General features: G+C 37.9%; 12 protein-coding genes and 6 pseudogenes. 11 read left to right on the top strand and 7 right to left on the bottom strand.

Going from position 1 to position 17241, the window contains the following annotated elements; all coding sequences use genetic code 11:
- The first annotated feature begins 176 nt into the window (after positions 1–176).
- From mqo to OWR28_RS08440, 3 genes and pseudogenes are all read left to right on the top strand, one after another.
- Positions 177–1681: pseudogene (gene mqo, locus OWR28_RS08450) on the top strand (malate dehydrogenase (quinone)).
- A 61-nt stretch (positions 1682–1742) separates the two neighbouring features.
- A complete protein-coding gene (locus OWR28_RS08445) occupies positions 1743–2141 on the top strand; it encodes a hypothetical protein (protein WP_332386245.1) in 399 nt (132 codons plus the stop codon).
- Position 2142: 1 nt separating this feature from the next.
- Positions 2143–2929: pseudogene (locus OWR28_RS08440) on the top strand (AadS family aminoglycoside 6-adenylyltransferase); the annotation flags it as partial.
- A 74-nt stretch (positions 2930–3003) separates the two neighbouring features.
- On the opposite strand, the gene OWR28_RS08435 reads toward OWR28_RS08440, so the two are convergent.
- Positions 3004–4590, bottom strand: coding sequence for a GMC family oxidoreductase N-terminal domain-containing protein (locus tag OWR28_RS08435; protein WP_332386244.1), 1587 nt, complete (start codon positions 4588–4590; stop codon positions 3004–3006).
- Positions 4591–4720: 130 nt separating this feature from the next.
- On the opposite strand from OWR28_RS08435, the gene OWR28_RS08430 reads away from it, so the two are divergent.
- The 4 genes and pseudogenes from OWR28_RS08430 to OWR28_RS08415 form a co-directional block, all read left to right on the top strand.
- Entirely contained in the window at positions 4721–5338 is a 618-nt protein-coding gene (locus tag OWR28_RS08430; protein ID WP_332386243.1) for a DUF1684 domain-containing protein, read from the top strand.
- Between the two features lie 6 nt (positions 5339–5344).
- A complete protein-coding gene (locus OWR28_RS08425; RefSeq protein ID WP_332386242.1) occupies positions 5345–5818 on the top strand; it encodes a GNAT family N-acetyltransferase in 474 nt (157 codons plus the stop codon).
- Positions 5819–5890: 72 nt separating this feature from the next.
- Positions 5891–6698 (top strand): annotated as a pseudogene (locus OWR28_RS08420) (glucose 1-dehydrogenase).
- A 94-nt stretch (positions 6699–6792) separates the two neighbouring features.
- Positions 6793–9389, top strand: a pseudogene (locus OWR28_RS08415) (MGH1-like glycoside hydrolase domain-containing protein); the annotation flags it as partial.
- 92 nt (positions 9390–9481) lie between these two features.
- On the opposite strand, the gene OWR28_RS08410 reads toward OWR28_RS08415, so the two are convergent.
- The 6 genes and pseudogenes from OWR28_RS08410 to OWR28_RS08385 form a co-directional block, all read right to left on the bottom strand.
- Positions 9482–9679, bottom strand: coding sequence for a hypothetical protein (locus tag OWR28_RS08410; protein WP_332386367.1), 198 nt, complete (start codon positions 9677–9679; stop codon positions 9482–9484).
- 74 nt (positions 9680–9753) lie between these two features.
- Positions 9754–10167 (bottom strand): DNA repair protein RecO, encoded by a 414-nt coding sequence (gene recO, locus OWR28_RS08405; protein ID WP_332386241.1) that lies wholly within the window; start codon positions 10165–10167, stop codon positions 9754–9756.
- Entirely contained in the window at positions 10167–10520 is a 354-nt protein-coding gene (locus OWR28_RS08400; RefSeq protein WP_332386240.1) for a T9SS type A sorting domain-containing protein, read from the bottom strand. The genes recO and OWR28_RS08400 overlap by 1 nt, the downstream gene beginning before the upstream one ends.
- Positions 10483–12426, bottom strand: coding sequence for a type IX secretion system anionic LPS delivery protein PorZ (gene porZ / locus OWR28_RS08395; protein ID WP_332386239.1), 1944 nt, complete (start codon positions 12424–12426; stop codon positions 10483–10485). Before porZ ends, OWR28_RS08400 begins: the two co-directional genes overlap by 38 nt.
- A gap of 1 nt (position 12427) precedes the next feature.
- Positions 12428–13376, bottom strand: a pseudogene (locus OWR28_RS08390) (bifunctional metallophosphatase/5'-nucleotidase).
- Entirely contained in the window at positions 13376–14134 is a 759-nt protein-coding gene (locus tag OWR28_RS08385; protein ID WP_332386238.1) for a 5'-nucleotidase C-terminal domain-containing protein, read from the bottom strand. Before OWR28_RS08385 ends, OWR28_RS08390 begins: the two are co-directional and overlap by 1 nt.
- A 105-nt stretch (positions 14135–14239) precedes the next feature.
- Here OWR28_RS08385 and dapA point away from each other — a divergent pair, with 105 nt between their 5' ends.
- The 4 genes and pseudogenes from dapA (at position 14240) to OWR28_RS08365 (ending at position 16874) form a co-directional block, all read left to right on the top strand.
- The gene (dapA, locus tag OWR28_RS08380) at positions 14240–15112 is read left to right on the top strand and encodes a 4-hydroxy-tetrahydrodipicolinate synthase (RefSeq protein ID WP_332386237.1); all 873 of its coding nucleotides are present in this window, start codon (positions 14240–14242) and stop codon (positions 15110–15112) included.
- Positions 15113–15229: 117 nt separating this feature from the next.
- Positions 15230–15733 (top strand): GNAT family N-acetyltransferase, encoded by a 504-nt coding sequence (locus tag OWR28_RS08375; RefSeq protein WP_332386236.1) that lies wholly within the window; start codon positions 15230–15232, stop codon positions 15731–15733.
- A gap of 296 nt (positions 15734–16029) precedes the next feature.
- Positions 16030–16610, top strand: a pseudogene (locus OWR28_RS08370) (helix-turn-helix domain-containing protein).
- A 63-nt stretch (positions 16611–16673) separates the two neighbouring features.
- Positions 16674–16874, top strand: a complete 201-nt coding sequence (locus OWR28_RS08365) for a hypothetical protein (RefSeq protein ID WP_332386235.1) — start codon at positions 16674–16676, stop codon at positions 16872–16874.
- The last annotated feature ends 367 nt before the right edge of the window (positions 16875–17241 follow it).

Raw genomic sequence — 17241 nt, 5'->3', positions numbered from 1 at the left:
TGCTCATTTTAATATAAGAACCATCAATGATTTCAATAGCACTTTATTGAAATTTTCGATGGTTTTTTGTTGCGTACTAAAGAAGTGTTTCTGACTCAAAAAATAACGTGTTAAAATCGTTAAACGCGTTCCGGTTTTTAAAACTTTTCCCGAAATTTGAAGTAAAATTTAAAATTATGTCACAATCGCTTACAAGCAGAACACCGAAACCCAAATACGACGTTGTACTGATAGGCGGCGGAATCATGAGCGCCACTTTAGCAACGCTGCTGCATGAATTTGATCCAAATCTTGAAATTGCAATCTTCGAAAGGCTAGGAAGGTTTGCCAAAGAAAGTACAGCAGCATGGAACAACGCCGGAACAGGGCACTCCGCTTTTGTGAGCTAAATTATACTCCGGAAAAGCCAGACGGATCTATTGATATCAGCAAGGCAGAAAGTATTGCAGAACAGTTTGAAATTTCAAAACAATTCTGGGCTTATCTGATTACCAGGGGATATATTCATCAGCCGAAAGAATTCATCAACTCATGTCCGCATATGAGTCTTGTGTTCGGGGAAAAAGATGCAGAATATCTGAAAAAGCGCCACGATAAAATGGCGGAATCTGTTCTGTTCTCAGGAATGGAATTTTCTACAGACCATGATAAACTGAGAGAATGGATTCCATTGGTAATGAGCAAAAGAAATCAGTCTGAAGTAATGGCTGCCACGAAGATGGATATGGGAACTGATGTAAACTTCGGAACACTGACAAGAAAGATGGGAAGACATCTTCTGGAAGATTCCAATGTGGAGGTTTTCCTGTACCATGAGGTAAAGGATATTGATGCCAGAGAGAACGGTCAATGGGAAATGAAGGTAAAAGACAGGATCAACAATCACAAACAGGAAGTGGTTGCTGACTTTGTATTCATTGGTGCCGGAGGATATGCGCTTCCGTTACTGGACAGTTCGGATATTAAAGAAAGTGAAGGATACGGAGGTTTCCCGGTTTCCGGGCAGTGGCTGGTAAGTCATAATCAGGAACTGGTAGAAAAACATCAGGCTAAAGTATATACACAGGCAACGGTAGATGCGCCGCCAATGTCTGTTCCACACCTTGACCTTAGAATCATTGATGGTAAGAAAGCTCTTCTTTTCGGGCCTTTTGCAGGATTCTCCACCAAATTCCTTAAAGAAGGAAGCTACCTTGATCTGCCTGAAAGTGTTAATACCAAAAATCTGAGATCACTCTTCGGAGCATGGTGGCACAATATTCCTTTAACGAAATATCTTATCCAGCAGGTGGCCATGACAAAATCCCAGAGGATGCAGCATTTGCGTGAATTCATCAAAGATGCCAAAGAAGAAGACTGGGAACTAAAGGTCGCAGGACAGAGAGTTCAGATCATTAAGAAAGATGAAAAAGAAGGAGGTAAACTTGAGTTCGGAACTGAAGTGGTTGTGAACAAAAACGGAACAATCGCTTCTCTTCTGGGAGCGTCGCCAGGTGCTTCTACAGCAGTTTATGCCATGCTGAATGTGCTGGAAAAATGCTTCCCGGAAAAACTTCATGGAGAATGGAAAGCAAAACTCCTGGAAATGGTTCCGTCCTATGGACAGAAACTGGCAGAAAATCCTGAGCTTACCCATGAAGTAAGAAATTATACAAAAGAAAAATTAGAATTAGAATATTAACATCAGTAATGAGCAATAAGTAATCATGATTACTTATTGCTCATTATATACTCATAAAAAGGTGGAAGAAGTAATTGTAAAACCGGTCATTGCAAAGGAAATCCTGGAATCTCTTCAGGCGAAAACAGAAGAAGAGAGGCAGGTTATTGTGCACTGTTGCTTCCCGGCTTCTCCGTTTTTGGGAAACCTGATCAGGATCTGGCATTCGACCTATCTTTTTGATAATCAGTCTGACCATAGAAGTAAGCTGATCCACGCAGAAAATATTTCAATTTCACCGTACTGGACACCAGTTCCTTTTATGAAAGATTTTTGGTTTACCCTGATTTTTTCCGGTCTTCCCAAAGATTGCAAAAGCTTTGATCTGAAAGAAGTGATTCCTGAAGAAGGCGGTTTTTGTAGAATCAATCAAAGGAATTCTTCTGACGTATATCGTGTAAAAATATCAGAGTCCTATTAATATGAAAATAAGGGAAGAAAAGCTGGAGCAGATTATTCACTGGGCTGAAAACAATCCTGATATCCGTGCTGTTCTTCTGACCAGTTCATTGGTAAATCCTTATGCGCCTGTAGATGATTTCAGTGATCTGGATGTAGAGCTTGTCTTTAAAAACAAAACGCCTTATGAATCGGACAACGAATGGATAAGTTTCTTTGGCGATCCTATCTCGATGATTGAGGAAGGTGACAGTGTGTTTGGCGGAAAGCATGCCATGAAAATGATTTTGTATAAAGATCATGTGAAAGTTGACTTTAAACTGTATCAGGTCCCGGAATTTATTAAGGAGGTTAACGAAGAAACCCTTCCCGAGGATTGGGATGTGGGATATAAAGTTTTAATCGATAAAGATAAACTGACTGAAGACCTGAAACCACCTACGTACCAGTCAATCATGATTCAGAAACCAACTGAAAAAAAGTTTCAGCAGCTGATGAATGACTTCTGGTGGGATACCACGTATGTAGCAAAATGTTTAAAACGCGGTGATATTTTTTATGCTAAGTTTATGTCTGAAAATGTCCTGAGAACAGATTATCTTGTTCCTCTGATTGAATGGTACATTGCAGAAAATCATAACTGGAACAATATAACCACCAATAAGCACGGCCGGCTTTTTAAACAATACTTATCTGAGGAACTCTGGCATAAAGCAGAAGCTACTTTTTCAGGAAGTAATATCAGAAAACTGGTCAGCACTGTTTGCTTATGCTGATCTGGTACATGAAATGGGTGCTTATTTGGCTGAAAATCTTAATTTTACCTATCCGGAACAGCTGGAAAGCGATATCAGGAATTATCTTTCCGAAATACAATCAATACCTTAATGCAAGAAAAATTCATTTTGCCGGATCAGGTTTTCAATGCAATATTCCGCAATGGCAGTAATGGTAACAAAAGGATTCACACCGATGGTTCCCGGAATTAATGATCCATCCAGCACATATAAATTTTCGTGATCTCTGAGTTTTCCATATTCGTTGGTAGCTTCGCCTAATACACATCCTCCAAGCGGATGATAACAGATATCAGCTCCGAAACCATTATTGAAAAGCAAGTGGCTTCTGGTTCCTCCATTTGCTTTATTCATTTTACGGATAAAGTATTGGGCATTTTCTTTCATTTTAGCGGTATTGCTTTCATCCCAGTTCAGTATCAGGGATTGGCTGGCTTTACTGTAGGCAACTTCTCCCTTTTTATCAACCCTGTTGATCAGCAGATATAAGGCTGTTGCAACATCCATTCCCATAGGCAGTGGAGCTATTTCCGTGAAAAACGGATGTTCGGGATCATCCCAGTTGTCAATTCCTCCCACCGGAATTGTGGATTGTTTTGTGCCTGTACCGCCGGATAAAGGTTTTACCCAGTTTCTTCCCGTCATAAAGTTTCCATTGTTCCCCCAGTTTTTGCCGATTTTTTCATGGATAGGAAATCCGTTTTCTGCATTGGACCGTAACAGAATCTGTAAAGTTCCCATAGTTCCTGCGGAAAGAATCAGTTTTTTACAGTTGACAACCTTATCTGCAACCGGAATGCCGGAAGTATCAATCTGCTGTACACTGAGAGTGTAGCTTTTATCATCATTAAGTTTAAGCGTTTCTACGCGGTGAAGATCAAGAATTTCCAGGTTTCCGGTTTCAAGAGCTTTTCTCAGGTAAGTTTTATCCAGACTGTTCTTCCCGTAATTGTTACCATAAATGACTTCCGTATTAAGAGCAGAACGGGGAACCTCATTCCTGAATTCTTTTTCCATATATTTAAAATCGTAGACGTTCGGTACCCTCATCGTTTTAAAGCCTGCTTTATGAGCCTCTTCTTCACCTACTCTTGTAAACTGATAATAAGGACAGTCTTTCAGAAATTGTTCATCAATAACATTTACCTTGAGTTCCTCCCGCACCAGTGGAAAGTAATGGCTGTAAAATCTTTCAGTATCAAGATCCGGAAAAACTTCTCTGAAATAGCTTTCTTTAGGAGTAACAGCCATTCCGCCATTTACAAGGGAACCTCCGCCAACACCTCTTCCTACCCAGATATTGATGTGCTCAAAATCCAGACGGTCTAATGTTCCGGTAAAAGGAGCCAGAGAAAAAATATTCATAAAAGGAGCAATGCTTTTCTTTTTCAGCCAAGCAGAACTTTTACCGGGCTTCAGCAGATTGGAAAACGGTATTCCTGCTTTTTCCCAGTTAAGACCCATTTCAAGCATCATTACTTTTTGCCCGGCTTCGCAAAGACGCAGTGCAGATACCGCTCCTCCGTAACCGCTGCCAATAATCACAACCGGTGCATCAATAATTTCTCCTGACCGGTTATTTTTTCTTTCTGCAGCATGAAATAATCCGGATTGAAGAAAATAAAAACCTGCTAAAGCCATAGCACTTGTCTGAATGAATTTTTTTCTGTCCATGACCCTTATTTTTCAAAAAGTATGCTAGATCGGAAGACGTTTATGGTATTTAAAACAGATTATACTTTTTATTACAATTTTAACTTTTTGTTGTTATGAAAATTCATAGCTTTACTTATAATTTATACTCATGAAAAAATATATAGTACTCTTTTTACTCCTTCCGTTATGGGCTTTTTCCCAGAAAATGATTTCAAAGGAAGAGAAAGAGGTACAGAAATTTCAAAAGGAACTTAACGCTGAATATTTTAATCCAAAAGAGACCCCGCTAAGAGGTGATAATTTTAAAAATTTCAAAGGACATCCATTTTTTCCCTTTAATGTCAAATATAGGGTAACCGCAGAATTTGTTAAGTCAAAAGATACAAAACCCTTTGAGCTTCCTACTTCATCAGGGAAAACAAAGACGTACCAGGAGTATGGCAAAGCAACATTTACCTTGGATGGTAAGCCTTATACTGTAACGTTATACCAAAGTTTGGCTTTGATTAAGCAGGAAAAATACAAAGACTATCTGTTCCTTCCTTTCCGTGATGCAACCAATGAAAAAGAAACCTATGGAGGAGGAAAATATATGGATCTGAAGATTCCTAAAGGGAACACGATTGTTCTTGATTTTAATAAATCCTATCAGCCTTTCTGCGCTTATAATGCTTACGATTACAACTGTCCTGTTGTTCCGGAGGAAAATAAACTTCCTGTGGAAATCCGTGCAGGCGTAATGTATGAAGATATTTACCATCACTAATAGGATATGATACATTTAGAATTCTTTAAAACAGAAGATCTTTCCGGAGTCAGTTATGCTCTCGACGAAAATCAGATGAGATTTACGGCGACTGCTCAGCAGGCCTTACAAAGTATCAGTGAGCGGGATGATAACAATGCATTTCCCGTAACTATATTTTATAATGACCAGCCTGCAGGCTTCTTTGTACTTGATTTTGGAAAAGATAAATTTGAACTTACTGATAATGAAAACTCAGCTTTGTTACGCTCATTATCTATTAATCCCCGGATGCAGGGCAAAGGAATCGGGAAAGCAGCCATGCTGAAAGTAGAAGATTTTGTCAGAGACCGTTTTAGCCACTGTGACGAAATTGTACTGGCCGTCAACCAGAAAAATGATTCAGCCTATCATATTTATCTTAAGGCAGGGTATATTTACGATGGCAAAACCAGAATCGGCAGAAGCGGGCCTCAATATCTGATGTACAAGAAACTTTAATAAAATTTTAAAATCATAATTTTCATCTGCTGATATCTTTCCATAACTTTGAGTAACGTCAAATTACAAAACATGGAAATATCACTTCGAAATCAGGTGGCTTTGGTAACCGGAGCTTCCAGCGGAATCGGTTCCGGAATAGCAAAATCATTGGCTGCAGCAGGTGCAACGGTTATTGTCAATCATTCTTCAGAAAGATCTACAGACGAAGCCAAAGCAGTTTTGAAAGAAATAACCGATGCCGGCGGACAAGGAATGACCTATCCATGTGATGTTTCAAAGGAAGATCAGGTCGTGAGAATGTTTCAGGATATAGTTTCCGAATATCAAACCGTAGATATCCTGATCAATAATGCAGGAATCAAAGGATGCAAAGTTTACAGAAATGACGCTGGATCAATGGAACGCTGTCATAGGAGTAAACCTGACCGGACAGTTTTTGTGTGCAAGAGAAGCCATTAAAGAATTTCTAAGACGCGGAATAGATACATCCCGTTCTATCGCTTGCGGGAAGATCATCCATATCAGTTCAGTACATGAAATCATCCCATGGGCCGGACATGCCAATTACGCATCCAGTAAAGGTGCTGTAAGAATGCTGATGCAGACCCTTGCCCAGGAATATGGTGCAGATAAAATCCGTGTTAATTCTATTTGCCCCGGAGCTATTCAGACTCCGATTAACAAGAATGCGTGGGATACCCCGGAGGCCCTCAATTCACTTCTTTCCCTTATTCCTTACAACCGGATCGGACAGCCGCAGGATATCGGAAATTTAGCCGTCTTCCTTGCCAGTGATCTTGCCGATTATATTACGGGAACAAGCATTTTTATAGATGGGGGAATGACTACGTTTGAAAGTTTTTCTACGGGAGGATAGCATAGTTTAAAGTTCAAAGTTTCAAGTTTCAAGTTTTGAGCTTATCATCATCAATACATGAATACATTTTACAATTGTACAAAACATCTTATTTATGTCAGAACAGCAGAGAATTGCAGATATTTCATGGAAAAAATGGGGGCCTTATGTCAGCAACCGGGAATGGGGACTTGTCCGCGAAGACTACAGTGAAAACGGAGACGCCTGGAATTATACCAATCATGAAACGGCAGAAGCCAAAACATACCGTTGGGGTGAAGAAGGAATATGCGGAATCTGTGATGATCTCCAGAAGCTGGTATTTTCTATGGGATTCTGGAATAAAAAGGATAAGATGGTGAAAGAACGGTTCTTTGGACTCACCAACGGACAGGGAAATCACGGTGAAGATGTAAAGGAATATTTTTATTACCTGGATTCTACGCCTACGCATTCCTACATGAAGATGCTGTATAAGTATCCTCAGAACGCTTTCCCTTATGAAGATCTGGTAAAAACCAATGCGGAGAGAGGAAAAGGCGATCCGGAATATGAATTGATTGATACAGGGATTTTTGATACCAATGAATATTTTGACATTTTTATTGAATATGCAAAGGAAAGCCAGAATGATATTCTCGTCAGATTAACGGTTGCCAGCAAATCTGAAAAAGAAGCTTCTCTCGTAATTCTTCCGACTGTCTGGTTCAGAAACACCTGGAACTGGGGGTATGATGACTATAAACCTCAACTGTCTGCTGAAGATGCTGACCATATTAAAGTAAATCATCAGGATATTGATATTAAAAATGTGTATGCAAAACAGTCCTTAAAAACCCTGTTTTGTAACAATGAAACCAATAATGAAAAGCTGTATCAATGTTCTAATGAATCAAAGTATTGTAAAGACGGAATCAATAATTTTGTGATGACAGGAAATTCCCAGTCAGTGAATCCACAAAATACAGGTACCAAGGCTTCTTTCTTTATTGATGAAGATTTTAAAGCCGGAGAAACTAAAATATTTGAATTCCGGCTGTCAGACAAAGATTTACATGAGCCGTTTAAAGATTTTGATATACTTTTTCAGGAAAGGCAGAAAGAAGCAGATGAGTTTTATGCGGAGATCCAGAAAGGAATTTCTTCGGATGATGAAAAATGGGTACAAAGACAGGCTTTTGCCGGAATGCTGTGGAATAAAATGTTTTACCATTACAATGTGGAAAAATGGCTAAAAGGTGATCCTGCCGAAATGCCGCCGCCAAAGTCCCGGGAAACAATAAGAAACTTTGATTGGAAGCATCTTAACAACGAACATGTTATTTCCATGCCTGATAAATGGGAATATCCGTGGTATGCAACGTGGGATCTTGCATTTCATACCATCAGCTTTTCATTGATAGATCCGGATTTTGCCAAACATCAGCTGAAACTTTTCCTGTTTGAATGGTATATGCATCCCAACGGGCAGCTTCCTGCTTACGAATGGGACCTGAGTGATGTGAATCCTCCTGTACATGCCTGGGCGGTTTTCAGGGTGTTTAAAATTGATGAATATTTAAAAGATAAGCCCGACCTGGAATTTCTGGAAAGTGCTTTCCAAAAACTTTTGATGAATTTTACCTGGTGGGTTAACAAAAAAGACCTTAACGGTAATAATATCTTTGAAGGTGGGTTTCTGGGACTTGATAATATCGGTGTATTTGACAGAAATTCTGTTTTGCCCAATGGGGAACAGCTGGAACAGTCGGATGGAACAAGCTGGATGGCTATGTTTGCTCTGAATATGATGAGAATCGCACTTGAACTGGCTCTTTACAATAAAGTATATGAAGAAATGGCAATGAAGTTCTTTGAACACTTCCTGTCGATTGCCCATTCATTGGATAATATGGGAGATGAGAATTTCAGTCTTTGGGATGAACAGGACGAATTTTTCTATGATGCGATTACTTCCAGTGACGGAACTCATATGTATCTGAAATTAAGAACTGTCGTTGGGCTGATCCCGATGTTTGCCGTTGAGGTTATAGACGATGAAATGATTGAAAATCTTCCCAATTTCAAGAAAAGAATGAAATGGATACTGGATAATAAACCTGAACTTGCTGCGCTGGTTTCAAGGTGGGAAGTCAAAGGCCATGATTCCAAACACCTTTTATCATTGCTTCGTGGCCACCGTCTGAAAAGACTTTTAAACCGGATGCTGAATCCGGATGAATTTTTGAGTGATTATGGGGTAAGGGCATTATCGAAAGAATACGAAAATAATCCTTATACTTTAACTTTGAATGAAACAGATTATACCGTAAAATATACTCCTGCAGAAAGTGATAGCGGGCTATTTGGTGGAAACAGCAACTGGCGGGGTCCGGTTTGGTTTCCTATCAATTTCCTCATTATCGATAGCCTTCAGCGTTTTTCTTCTATTACAGTCCTGATTTTTTAGTAGAATACCCCACCGGAAGCGGTAATTATTCAAACCTTGATCAGATTGCAGATGCCTTAAACAAGAGGCTTGCGAAGATATTTTTAAAAGATGAAAACGGAAAACGGCCGGTTCACGGTCAGTATGAAAGATTTCAGACCGATCCTGATTTTAAAGATTATATCCTCTTCTACGAATATTTTCATGGAGATAACGGCCGTGGAGTGGGAGCTTCCCATCAGACCGGATGGACAGGGCTTATTGCCAAGATCCTGCAGCCAAGATTTTCCAAAAAGGAGATTGCAGAATCGGAAACTGAAATGCCGGAGGATGCTGAAAAAACAAAAGGGAGTAAACCGCAGATCTGTCTTATAAGCTACTCAAATATCTGCTGGATAATTTCCAGTGAAGCCGGGGTTTTGAAGTCTGTGATATGATAGTGATAATACACTAAAAGACTGTCCAGAAAATCTTTTCTTAATGAAGAATGGATTTTTGTGGCATAAAAATCTTCTGCACAAAGCGCTTCTTTCCATAATGTGGAAATTTCTTCATTGAACAGCTGATGGCACATTCCCGGAGAAAAAGTTCCGGTTTCCGGATCTAAAAATTTTCCTTCGCTTAGTAATGGAGCAACTCCCTGTATTTTTAAAACAGCCAGTAAAAAAAGTAGGTGTGCCTGATAATTTTGTTGGTCAGTTCACTGACAAAATCATCAATACCGGAATAGATCGGAATATTTTTATTCTCATATTTAAGGATATGACTCAGAAAGTCCGAAATAAAGAAAATAACAGTATTGACCTTTATATCTGTATAAATGTCATTGTTTTTTACCAGTTCAAACTTTGAAACAGACGGGATTCCGTTGCCCCGTGATGGATTGACAGAAAAATTGAGCTGGCTCAGCGGCTGCAACAGGGCTTTTTTCTTATTCTTTTTAGAATAAATTCCTTTTAGAAAATAGCTCTGAAACCCCTCTTCTTCTGTAAAACAATGCAATACAGCATCATTTTCTCCGTATTTTATAAATGAAAGTAAAAATCCGTTTTGTGAATTCATTAATTAACCACTCCTATTTTGGCGGTAGCTTTATCAGATCCGTCTTCATTGGTCATCAGGACAAAATAAATTCCTGAAGCTACTCTTTTCCCTTTCTGATTGTTCAGATCCCATTCATAATATCCTCCTCTGGCTACAGCAGAATGCACTACATTTCCTGCAGCATCTACAATTCTTATATTGGTTTTTTCCGCAAGACCTTTAATGGTAACTTTTCCTTTGAAATTGGAATACACAACAGGATTAGGATACACCACAACATCACCGAAATTGGATGTCACATCTGCTACATCTCCCTGGTAGGTTACAATACCGTTATACGTTACAAAATATACTTTTCCTGTTTTTATCAACTTTTATATCAGTAACACTGTTTGTAGGAAGAGGTGAATTTTCCTTTGTAAAATGCTTTATGGTTCTCTGTCCGTCCGAAGACAGGTAGTAAACACCACCACCGTCAACAGATACCCATTTATAATCACCTGCATCCACTGCAATCTGCAGAATTGCTGATTCTCTGAAAAGCTCTTCACCCAAACCATTCTGCTCTATCACTATAGGCTCTACTTTAGGCTGAGCATTTTTTATTTCTGACGCTGCGTTCGGCATGATCCTTAAGCCTTCGTCTGTCCCAATCCAGGCATCACCGGACTTATCAAATGCTACTGATAATATTCCTCCCGAACTGTTGAACCCATTAGAACTGTCCAGGATATAATCCGTATCATCAGAAAGGTTCAATGCGTTTTTATAATCATATACCCAGAAGTTATTGGATCTTGGCAGAGGAGTCCATAGCATATTTTCATAATAAACAGTCTTTTGTATTCCATCACTGGCAAGAACAATTTTCTTGATAAGAAAATCATCACTGGCTTTATCATAGATTCCCATAGATGGGTTTCCGTCATTAAATCCGAAAGATACAAACAAGTTATTCTGCGGGTCTACAGCAAAACCTACAGGACGTCTGTAATAAGGCTGAGCCCCCAGGTTATAATATTTTACCAGTTCAAAATCTTTGCTTGTTGCATTGTATTTCATTCTGTAGACACCATTATCAAACATTGTGTAATTGGTGAACAGTACTTCGTTATTGTTATAAGGGCTTATAATAGCATCCAGGACATTGACATTGCTTGGAGGATTTTTAAGAAAGAATGAAGGGTAGATCCATTCTGTACCATTGAAATAATAAAAACCAGGACTTGGCTTTTGCAATGGAATAGACGGATGGTTATAATTATTTGTTCTGGCACCGGAAGAAACCAGAAGCTGATTATTATCGAAAAGATTAATGTTATAGGCATAGTTAAAATAAGGACCGGAAGGTTTAAAAGTATTGTTACTTTCATCCTTTATCCCTGATAATACTGTTCCTCCTAAAATTTTTCCTCCAGCTGTTATGGCAGTATTACATTCCTCACCAAGGCTTACTGCATTTTGTGACACCCCGTTGATACCATAAGTATAAACCCTGTTATCTGTAACAACAACATTATTGGAGTTTATCACAACATCACGTATATTCTCAAAAGTTGTCGGAAGCTGTATCGGGGCGCCATTGTTGTAAACATATGCCGCTGTTGCAGTTGAATAAACCAGTTCTGATTCTGAATCTATATGTTTAAAAGCTCCGGGTATTTCGGTTGTCCAGGTAGAGTATACCGGGAAAGTCGTGTTCATTTGATGGCTTTTCAATCCTGTATCAGTTACGGAATATACTTTATTCCCGAATATCGTAGCTTCATTACTGGCCTGATAAACCCCGCCGGTTAGGAAAAATGCAGAATCACCAAATTCCTTATTTTGCAGGTTAAATATGGAAACTCCGTACCCCACAGAAATGACAGCCTGATCTCCGGTTATAGAAATGTGGTTGATTTTTTTATTTCCGTTATAACCCGTAGCAATAGGAATATCAACAATATATTTGATTTCCTGTGGGGTAATAACATCCATAGATCCGTTTTCATAACCGATAAGACCTGTTTTAGTCTGAGGATTATAATCGAAAGCTGTGATTCCGATATTGTGAAGACCATTGGCTTTGGACAACTTCGTAATTTCTCCCGTTGATATTGTATAATAGAATATTCCGTTTTCTGTGGCTGCAATGATTTTTCCATTGTCTTCTTTCATTGCCAGGATCTTGTTGTAGGAAAACAGATCTGCCCACTTTTTGGATGAAATAACCTGAGCTTTTGTCAGCTGCAGGGATGCTAAAATACCAAGAGAAATTATAGAGAGTTTTTTCATATTATGCGGTTATGCTGCTATCTATTACCTGATTGTTCCAGGAAATATGCTGTACGTTTTTGTTTGTATCAAAATAAAAATCTATTCTGCCCAAAAGAAGACCTGCCCATCCCACCTGGTTAACAAGTACATTTTTGCCCTGTCTGTTGGTAAAGGATTGAGGTTCCGGTAAGAATGTATGCGTATGGCCTCCAGGATAATATCAATATTTTCTGTGTTAGCCGCTAAAATTTTATCACTTATTTTGTCCGGTTCGTCTCTGTAATCGTAGCCGATGTGCGAAAGACAAATCACCAGGTCACACTTCTGCTCTTTTTTCAGGAAATTTGAATAATGCTGGGCTACATCAATCGGATTGGAATAAGCGGTTTCTCCATACTGTTTTTTACCTACCAGTCCATCCAGCTGAATTCCCACCCCGAAAATTCCCACTTTGATTCCGTTCTTGTTGAATATCTGATAAGGGAAGTTTTCCCATCCAGAACAGTATTCTTAAAATCATAATTGGAACAGATAAAAGGGAATTTCGCATTCGGAAGCACTTTTAAAAATCCGTCAAGGCCATTATCGAAATCATGATTTCCCATAGTGGATGCATCATATTTCATCATGGACATTAATTTGAATTCCAGTTCTCCTCCAAAGAAATTAAAATAAGGAGTTCCCTGGAAAATATCTCCTGAATCAAGAAGAAGCACATTGCTTTCCTGATTTCTGATTTGCTGAATTAAGCTCGCCCTTCTGGCAAAGCCTCCCTGATTAGGGTTTTTTGTATAGCTTGAGTCAAAAGGCTCTATTCTGCTATGCTGATCGTTGGTATGAAGAATAGTCAGTTTATTTGCGGATTTTACATCAAGAATTTTTAATTCTTCCGCCATCATCATATTGGGAGCTAAAGCCATTGCTAAAGATCCGCCTCCTATTGCTTTTAAAAAACTTTTTCTATCCATTATTTCTTCCCGATAAAATTTAAACGAACATCCGAATTGGCGACAACTTCAGGAGATCTTTTAAAATAATCAATAAATAAATCTCTCATTTTAATTCCTGTTGCAATGGATTCTCCTTTGGCAAAGAATTTCATATTGTCTCCTCCCAGCGCAAGATAGTCTGAAGTGGCAATATAATAATCTTTAGCCGGATCTACTGTTTTGCCGTTGATTAACGATTTGATTACCTGTCCGTTCTTTGTTTCAATATATAAATGAGAAACAGGGTTGTTGACCTGCGTTTTTGCATAATACTCAAAAAGTCCCTGTAAATCTGCTCCTTTCATTTTTACAATCACCACTTCATTTTCGAAAGGCATTACCTCAAATACATTTTTCAGTAAAATATCTCCTTTACCGATTGTGGTGCGGATTCCTCCGATATTGATCAGCGCAGCGTCTACGTTTTGCTTAAGATGAGCTTTAATCCATTCATTACCTCCTTCAAACGTATAGTCAGCTAAAAGATTTCCCAGATTGCTGTTATCGCCCTGCTTGGTAAGATCTACACTGGTGTGGGAGATCTTCTGGTTCATCTCTTTATCCAGTTTCTGCTTGTAGGGCTCAATAAATTTTACAAACTCCTCATCATTTTTTAGCTCATTATTAATAGAAATATTTTTCTGGGTCTTCACATTCACAAGCTGCGGCGCAGAGGCCGTTTTGCATGCAGTAAGGGACGCCAGGGCAATTCCTAATAACAAGAATTTATTTTTCATAATCTTTTAGTATATGCAAATATAACTATATGTATAATAAAACATTATTATTTATTACAAATTCTTACTGTAAATGATTAAATTTGGCAAAAATAATTCTAACAGATGAGCATTTTAAAAGGAGTAGGTGTTGCATTGGTAACACCCTTTAATGAAGATTTATCCGTTGACTTCGACAGTTTAACAAAACTGGTTGATTATAATGTCGAAAACGGAACCAATTATTTAGTAGTATTGGGAACTACGGCAGAAGCCGCAACGCTTTCTGCAGAGGAGAAGAAACAGGTAATTGAGCATATCATTAAGGTGAATAATAAACGTCTTCCTTTGGTTTTAGGAATTGGCGGCAACAATACTCTTGAGGTCAAGAAACAGATTGAGGAAGCTGATCTTTCTGCATTTGAAGCAGTACTTTCAGTGTCCCCATATTACAATAAACCCAATCAGGAAGGTCTTTATCAGCATTATAAAGCTCTGGCCTCTACAGGGAAAAATATTATCATTTATAATGTCCCTTCAAGAACAGGGCAGAATATAGAAGCGGATACGACAATTCGCCTTGCAAAAGAATTCCCTAATTTATTTTTAATTAAGGAAGCGGCACCGAATATTTTACAGTATTTTGATATTCTCAGAAAGAAACCTGAAGGATTTTCTTTAGTATCCGGAGACGATGAGTATACCTTGCCTGTAACATTAGCAGGTGGAGACGGAGTGATTTCTGTAATCGCACAGGCGTATCCTAAAGAATTCTCAACGATGGTACAGCTGGCTTTTGAAGGGAAAGTAAAAGAAGCTTATGAAATCCACAACAAGCTGGTTGATATTACCCGCTTGATTTTTGCTGAAGGAAACCCTTGCGGTATTAAAGTAATTCTTGCAGAGAAAGGAATCATTAAAAACTATCTGAGACTTCCTTTGGTAAAGGCATCAGAAGGGCTTCATGCAAAAATTAAGGCTGAAATGGCAACTATTTAATAAAGAAGCCGGCAAAATGAATTTTGACCCTGTTAAAATTCATCAACTGTCATTCAATAATACAAAGGTGGAAAGTCTAGGCTTTTCACTTTTTTAATCACCCTAATATAATCAATCATGAAATTAAGACAGGCAACAGCCGCAGATATTCCTTTGATTCAGGATCTTGCACAAAGATCATGGGAAAATGCATATGCAGACATTCTTTCGAAGGAGCAAATGAAGTTTATGCTTTCCGAAATGTATTCTGAACCTGAGATTCTGAGTCACCTTCAAAACCCACATTATCATTATTATCTTATTCAGGATGAGCTTCATGACAGCTATGAAGGTTTTATCGGGTATGAGCATAATTATGATGAAAATACAACCAAACTGCACCGTATTTATCTGGTTCCCGAAAGTAAAGGGAAAGGATTTGGGAAAGCTGCGCTTCAGTTTCTGAATGAGAAAGTTTCTGAAAACGGAAACAACAGGATAATTCTGAATGTTAACAAATATAATTCTGCCAGAAACTTCTACGAATCCCAGGGATACAGGGTTTATGATGAAGGGGTTTTTGATATCGGGAACGGTTTTGTAATGGATGATTATCTGATGGAATTCCTAATTCACAATTGATTGACTTAAAATTTTGTAACTTTATCCTGTAATTCTATAACAAGTGAGTTCTTTTTTTGATTCATCTTTGTTTCAGAACCAAATCACTTACAACAATACATTCATATGCTTGGTTTTGAGCTGACTCAGCTTTTTATCAGTATATTTTTTTCATCCTTAGTGTTTAAATTCCTGTATTCAACAATACAGGAGTTTTTTCGTATATAAAACAAAATTTAAAAATGTAGGCCTATTTCACTTTTAAATGAAATAATTTGCTATATTTACTAAATAAAATTGGCTTTATATATACTAGGATGAAAATGTATGTTAAATTTGATTTCAATGCCCTCTGCAAAAGGTATTGGACGAAAAACTTAAAGAACACGGGCTGAAGTACAGGCTGCTGAACTTCGGCGAGGTGGAATTCTATGAGCCCCTGACCCAGGAACAGCACAATCTTTTTAAGAAAAACCTTGAAGATTATGGGATTGAGATCATAGAAAGCCAAAAAACCGCTCTTGTACAGAAAATAAAAGATGTTATAGTGGAACTTGTCTTTTCTGATGAAATTATTCCCGTAAAAGCATCTATCTATATTTCTGAGAAACTAAACCACAGTTACGGATATCTTTCCAATCTGTTTTCAGAGGTTGCCTATACCTCTATTGAGAATTTTATTATTCTGCAAAAGATAGAGCATGCAAAAGCATTAATCATAAGAAATAAGCAGAGCCTCACAGAAATTGCCCATAAACTGAATTATTCCAGTGTGGCACATTTGAGTACCCAATTTAAAAATACAACAGGAATTACTCCATCTCAGTTCCAAAAGATTATTGGCAGACGAAGAAGAGTACAGAGCACGGCAATAAACCCTAAAATGCAGTATGAATAAAGAATTTCTGAACGTAATAGTAGCAGATAACGATGAAAACACCTTGATTTTTTTAAAAGTATTTTGAAAGAGTTGAAAATCTCTATAAAAGTTCAATGCTTCAATAACGGTAAAAATCTGATGGAATACCTGAATAATGACGATGCGGTAGTTCCTGAGATTGTTTTTATAAACTATGCAATTCCCGGAAAAGACAGCATGGAATGTCTGGAAGAAATTGATTCGAATTCAAAATTCAATAATATGGTGACTGCGATTTTCTGAACCGATTCCTGAAAATGAAATTGAAGATATTTTTGTAAAAGGAGCCAATATTTTTATGAAAAAACCGGACTGTTTTGAGAAACTGAAAAAGGTGCTTACAGAAATTATTACGATCAATTGGCAATATCATACTTCAGGATTGAATAAGGATAATTTTATACTGAAAGTATGATGAATAAAGGATATGTTAATTTAATATGAACAAATTTAAAATCGTATTTAATGCATACTATTCACAAATAGGTGAAAATTTTATAACTAATCATTAAAATAATATAAAAAGGATCTGAATTAATATACTGACATTTGTAAAAGTAAACTCAGACACAAATTTCATTATAAAGTGGAAGATACAGATGAATGAAGA

It is taken from the genome of Chryseobacterium sp. 1B4, assembly GCF_036631475.1.
Taxonomy (GTDB): domain Bacteria; phylum Bacteroidota; class Bacteroidia; order Flavobacteriales; family Weeksellaceae; genus Chryseobacterium.
This window is presented reverse-complemented; position numbering and strand designations above follow the sequence as displayed.

Bases quoted from the DNA above. Each gene is read 5' to 3' on its own strand.
- OWR28_RS08375 (WP_332386236.1), top strand. From the start codon at position 15,230: ATGAAATTAAGACAGGCAACAGCCGCAGATATTCCTTTGATTCAGGAT.
- OWR28_RS08385 (WP_332386238.1), bottom strand. From the start codon at position 14,134: ATGAAAAATAAATTCTTGTTATTAGGAATTGCCCTGGCGTCCCTTACT.
- OWR28_RS08435 (WP_332386244.1), bottom strand. From the start codon at position 4,590: ATGGACAGAAAAAAATTCATTCAGACAAGTGCTATGGCTTTAGCAGGT.
- OWR28_RS08410 (WP_332386367.1), bottom strand. From the start codon at position 9,679: ATGTGCCATCAGCTGTTCAATGAAGAAATTTCCACATTATGGAAAGAA.
- dapA (WP_332386237.1), top strand. From the start codon at position 14,240: ATGAGCATTTTAAAAGGAGTAGGTGTTGCATTGGTAACACCCTTTAAT.
- OWR28_RS08425 (WP_332386242.1), top strand. From the start codon at position 5,345: ATGATACATTTAGAATTCTTTAAAACAGAAGATCTTTCCGGAGTCAGT.
- OWR28_RS08430 (WP_332386243.1), top strand. From the start codon at position 4,721: ATGAAAAAATATATAGTACTCTTTTTACTCCTTCCGTTATGGGCTTTT.
- porZ (WP_332386239.1), bottom strand. From the start codon at position 12,426: ATGAAAAAACTCTCTATAATTTCTCTTGGTATTTTAGCATCCCTGCAG.
- recO (WP_332386241.1), bottom strand. From the start codon at position 10,167: ATGAATTCACAAAACGGATTTTTACTTTCATTTATAAAATACGGAGAA.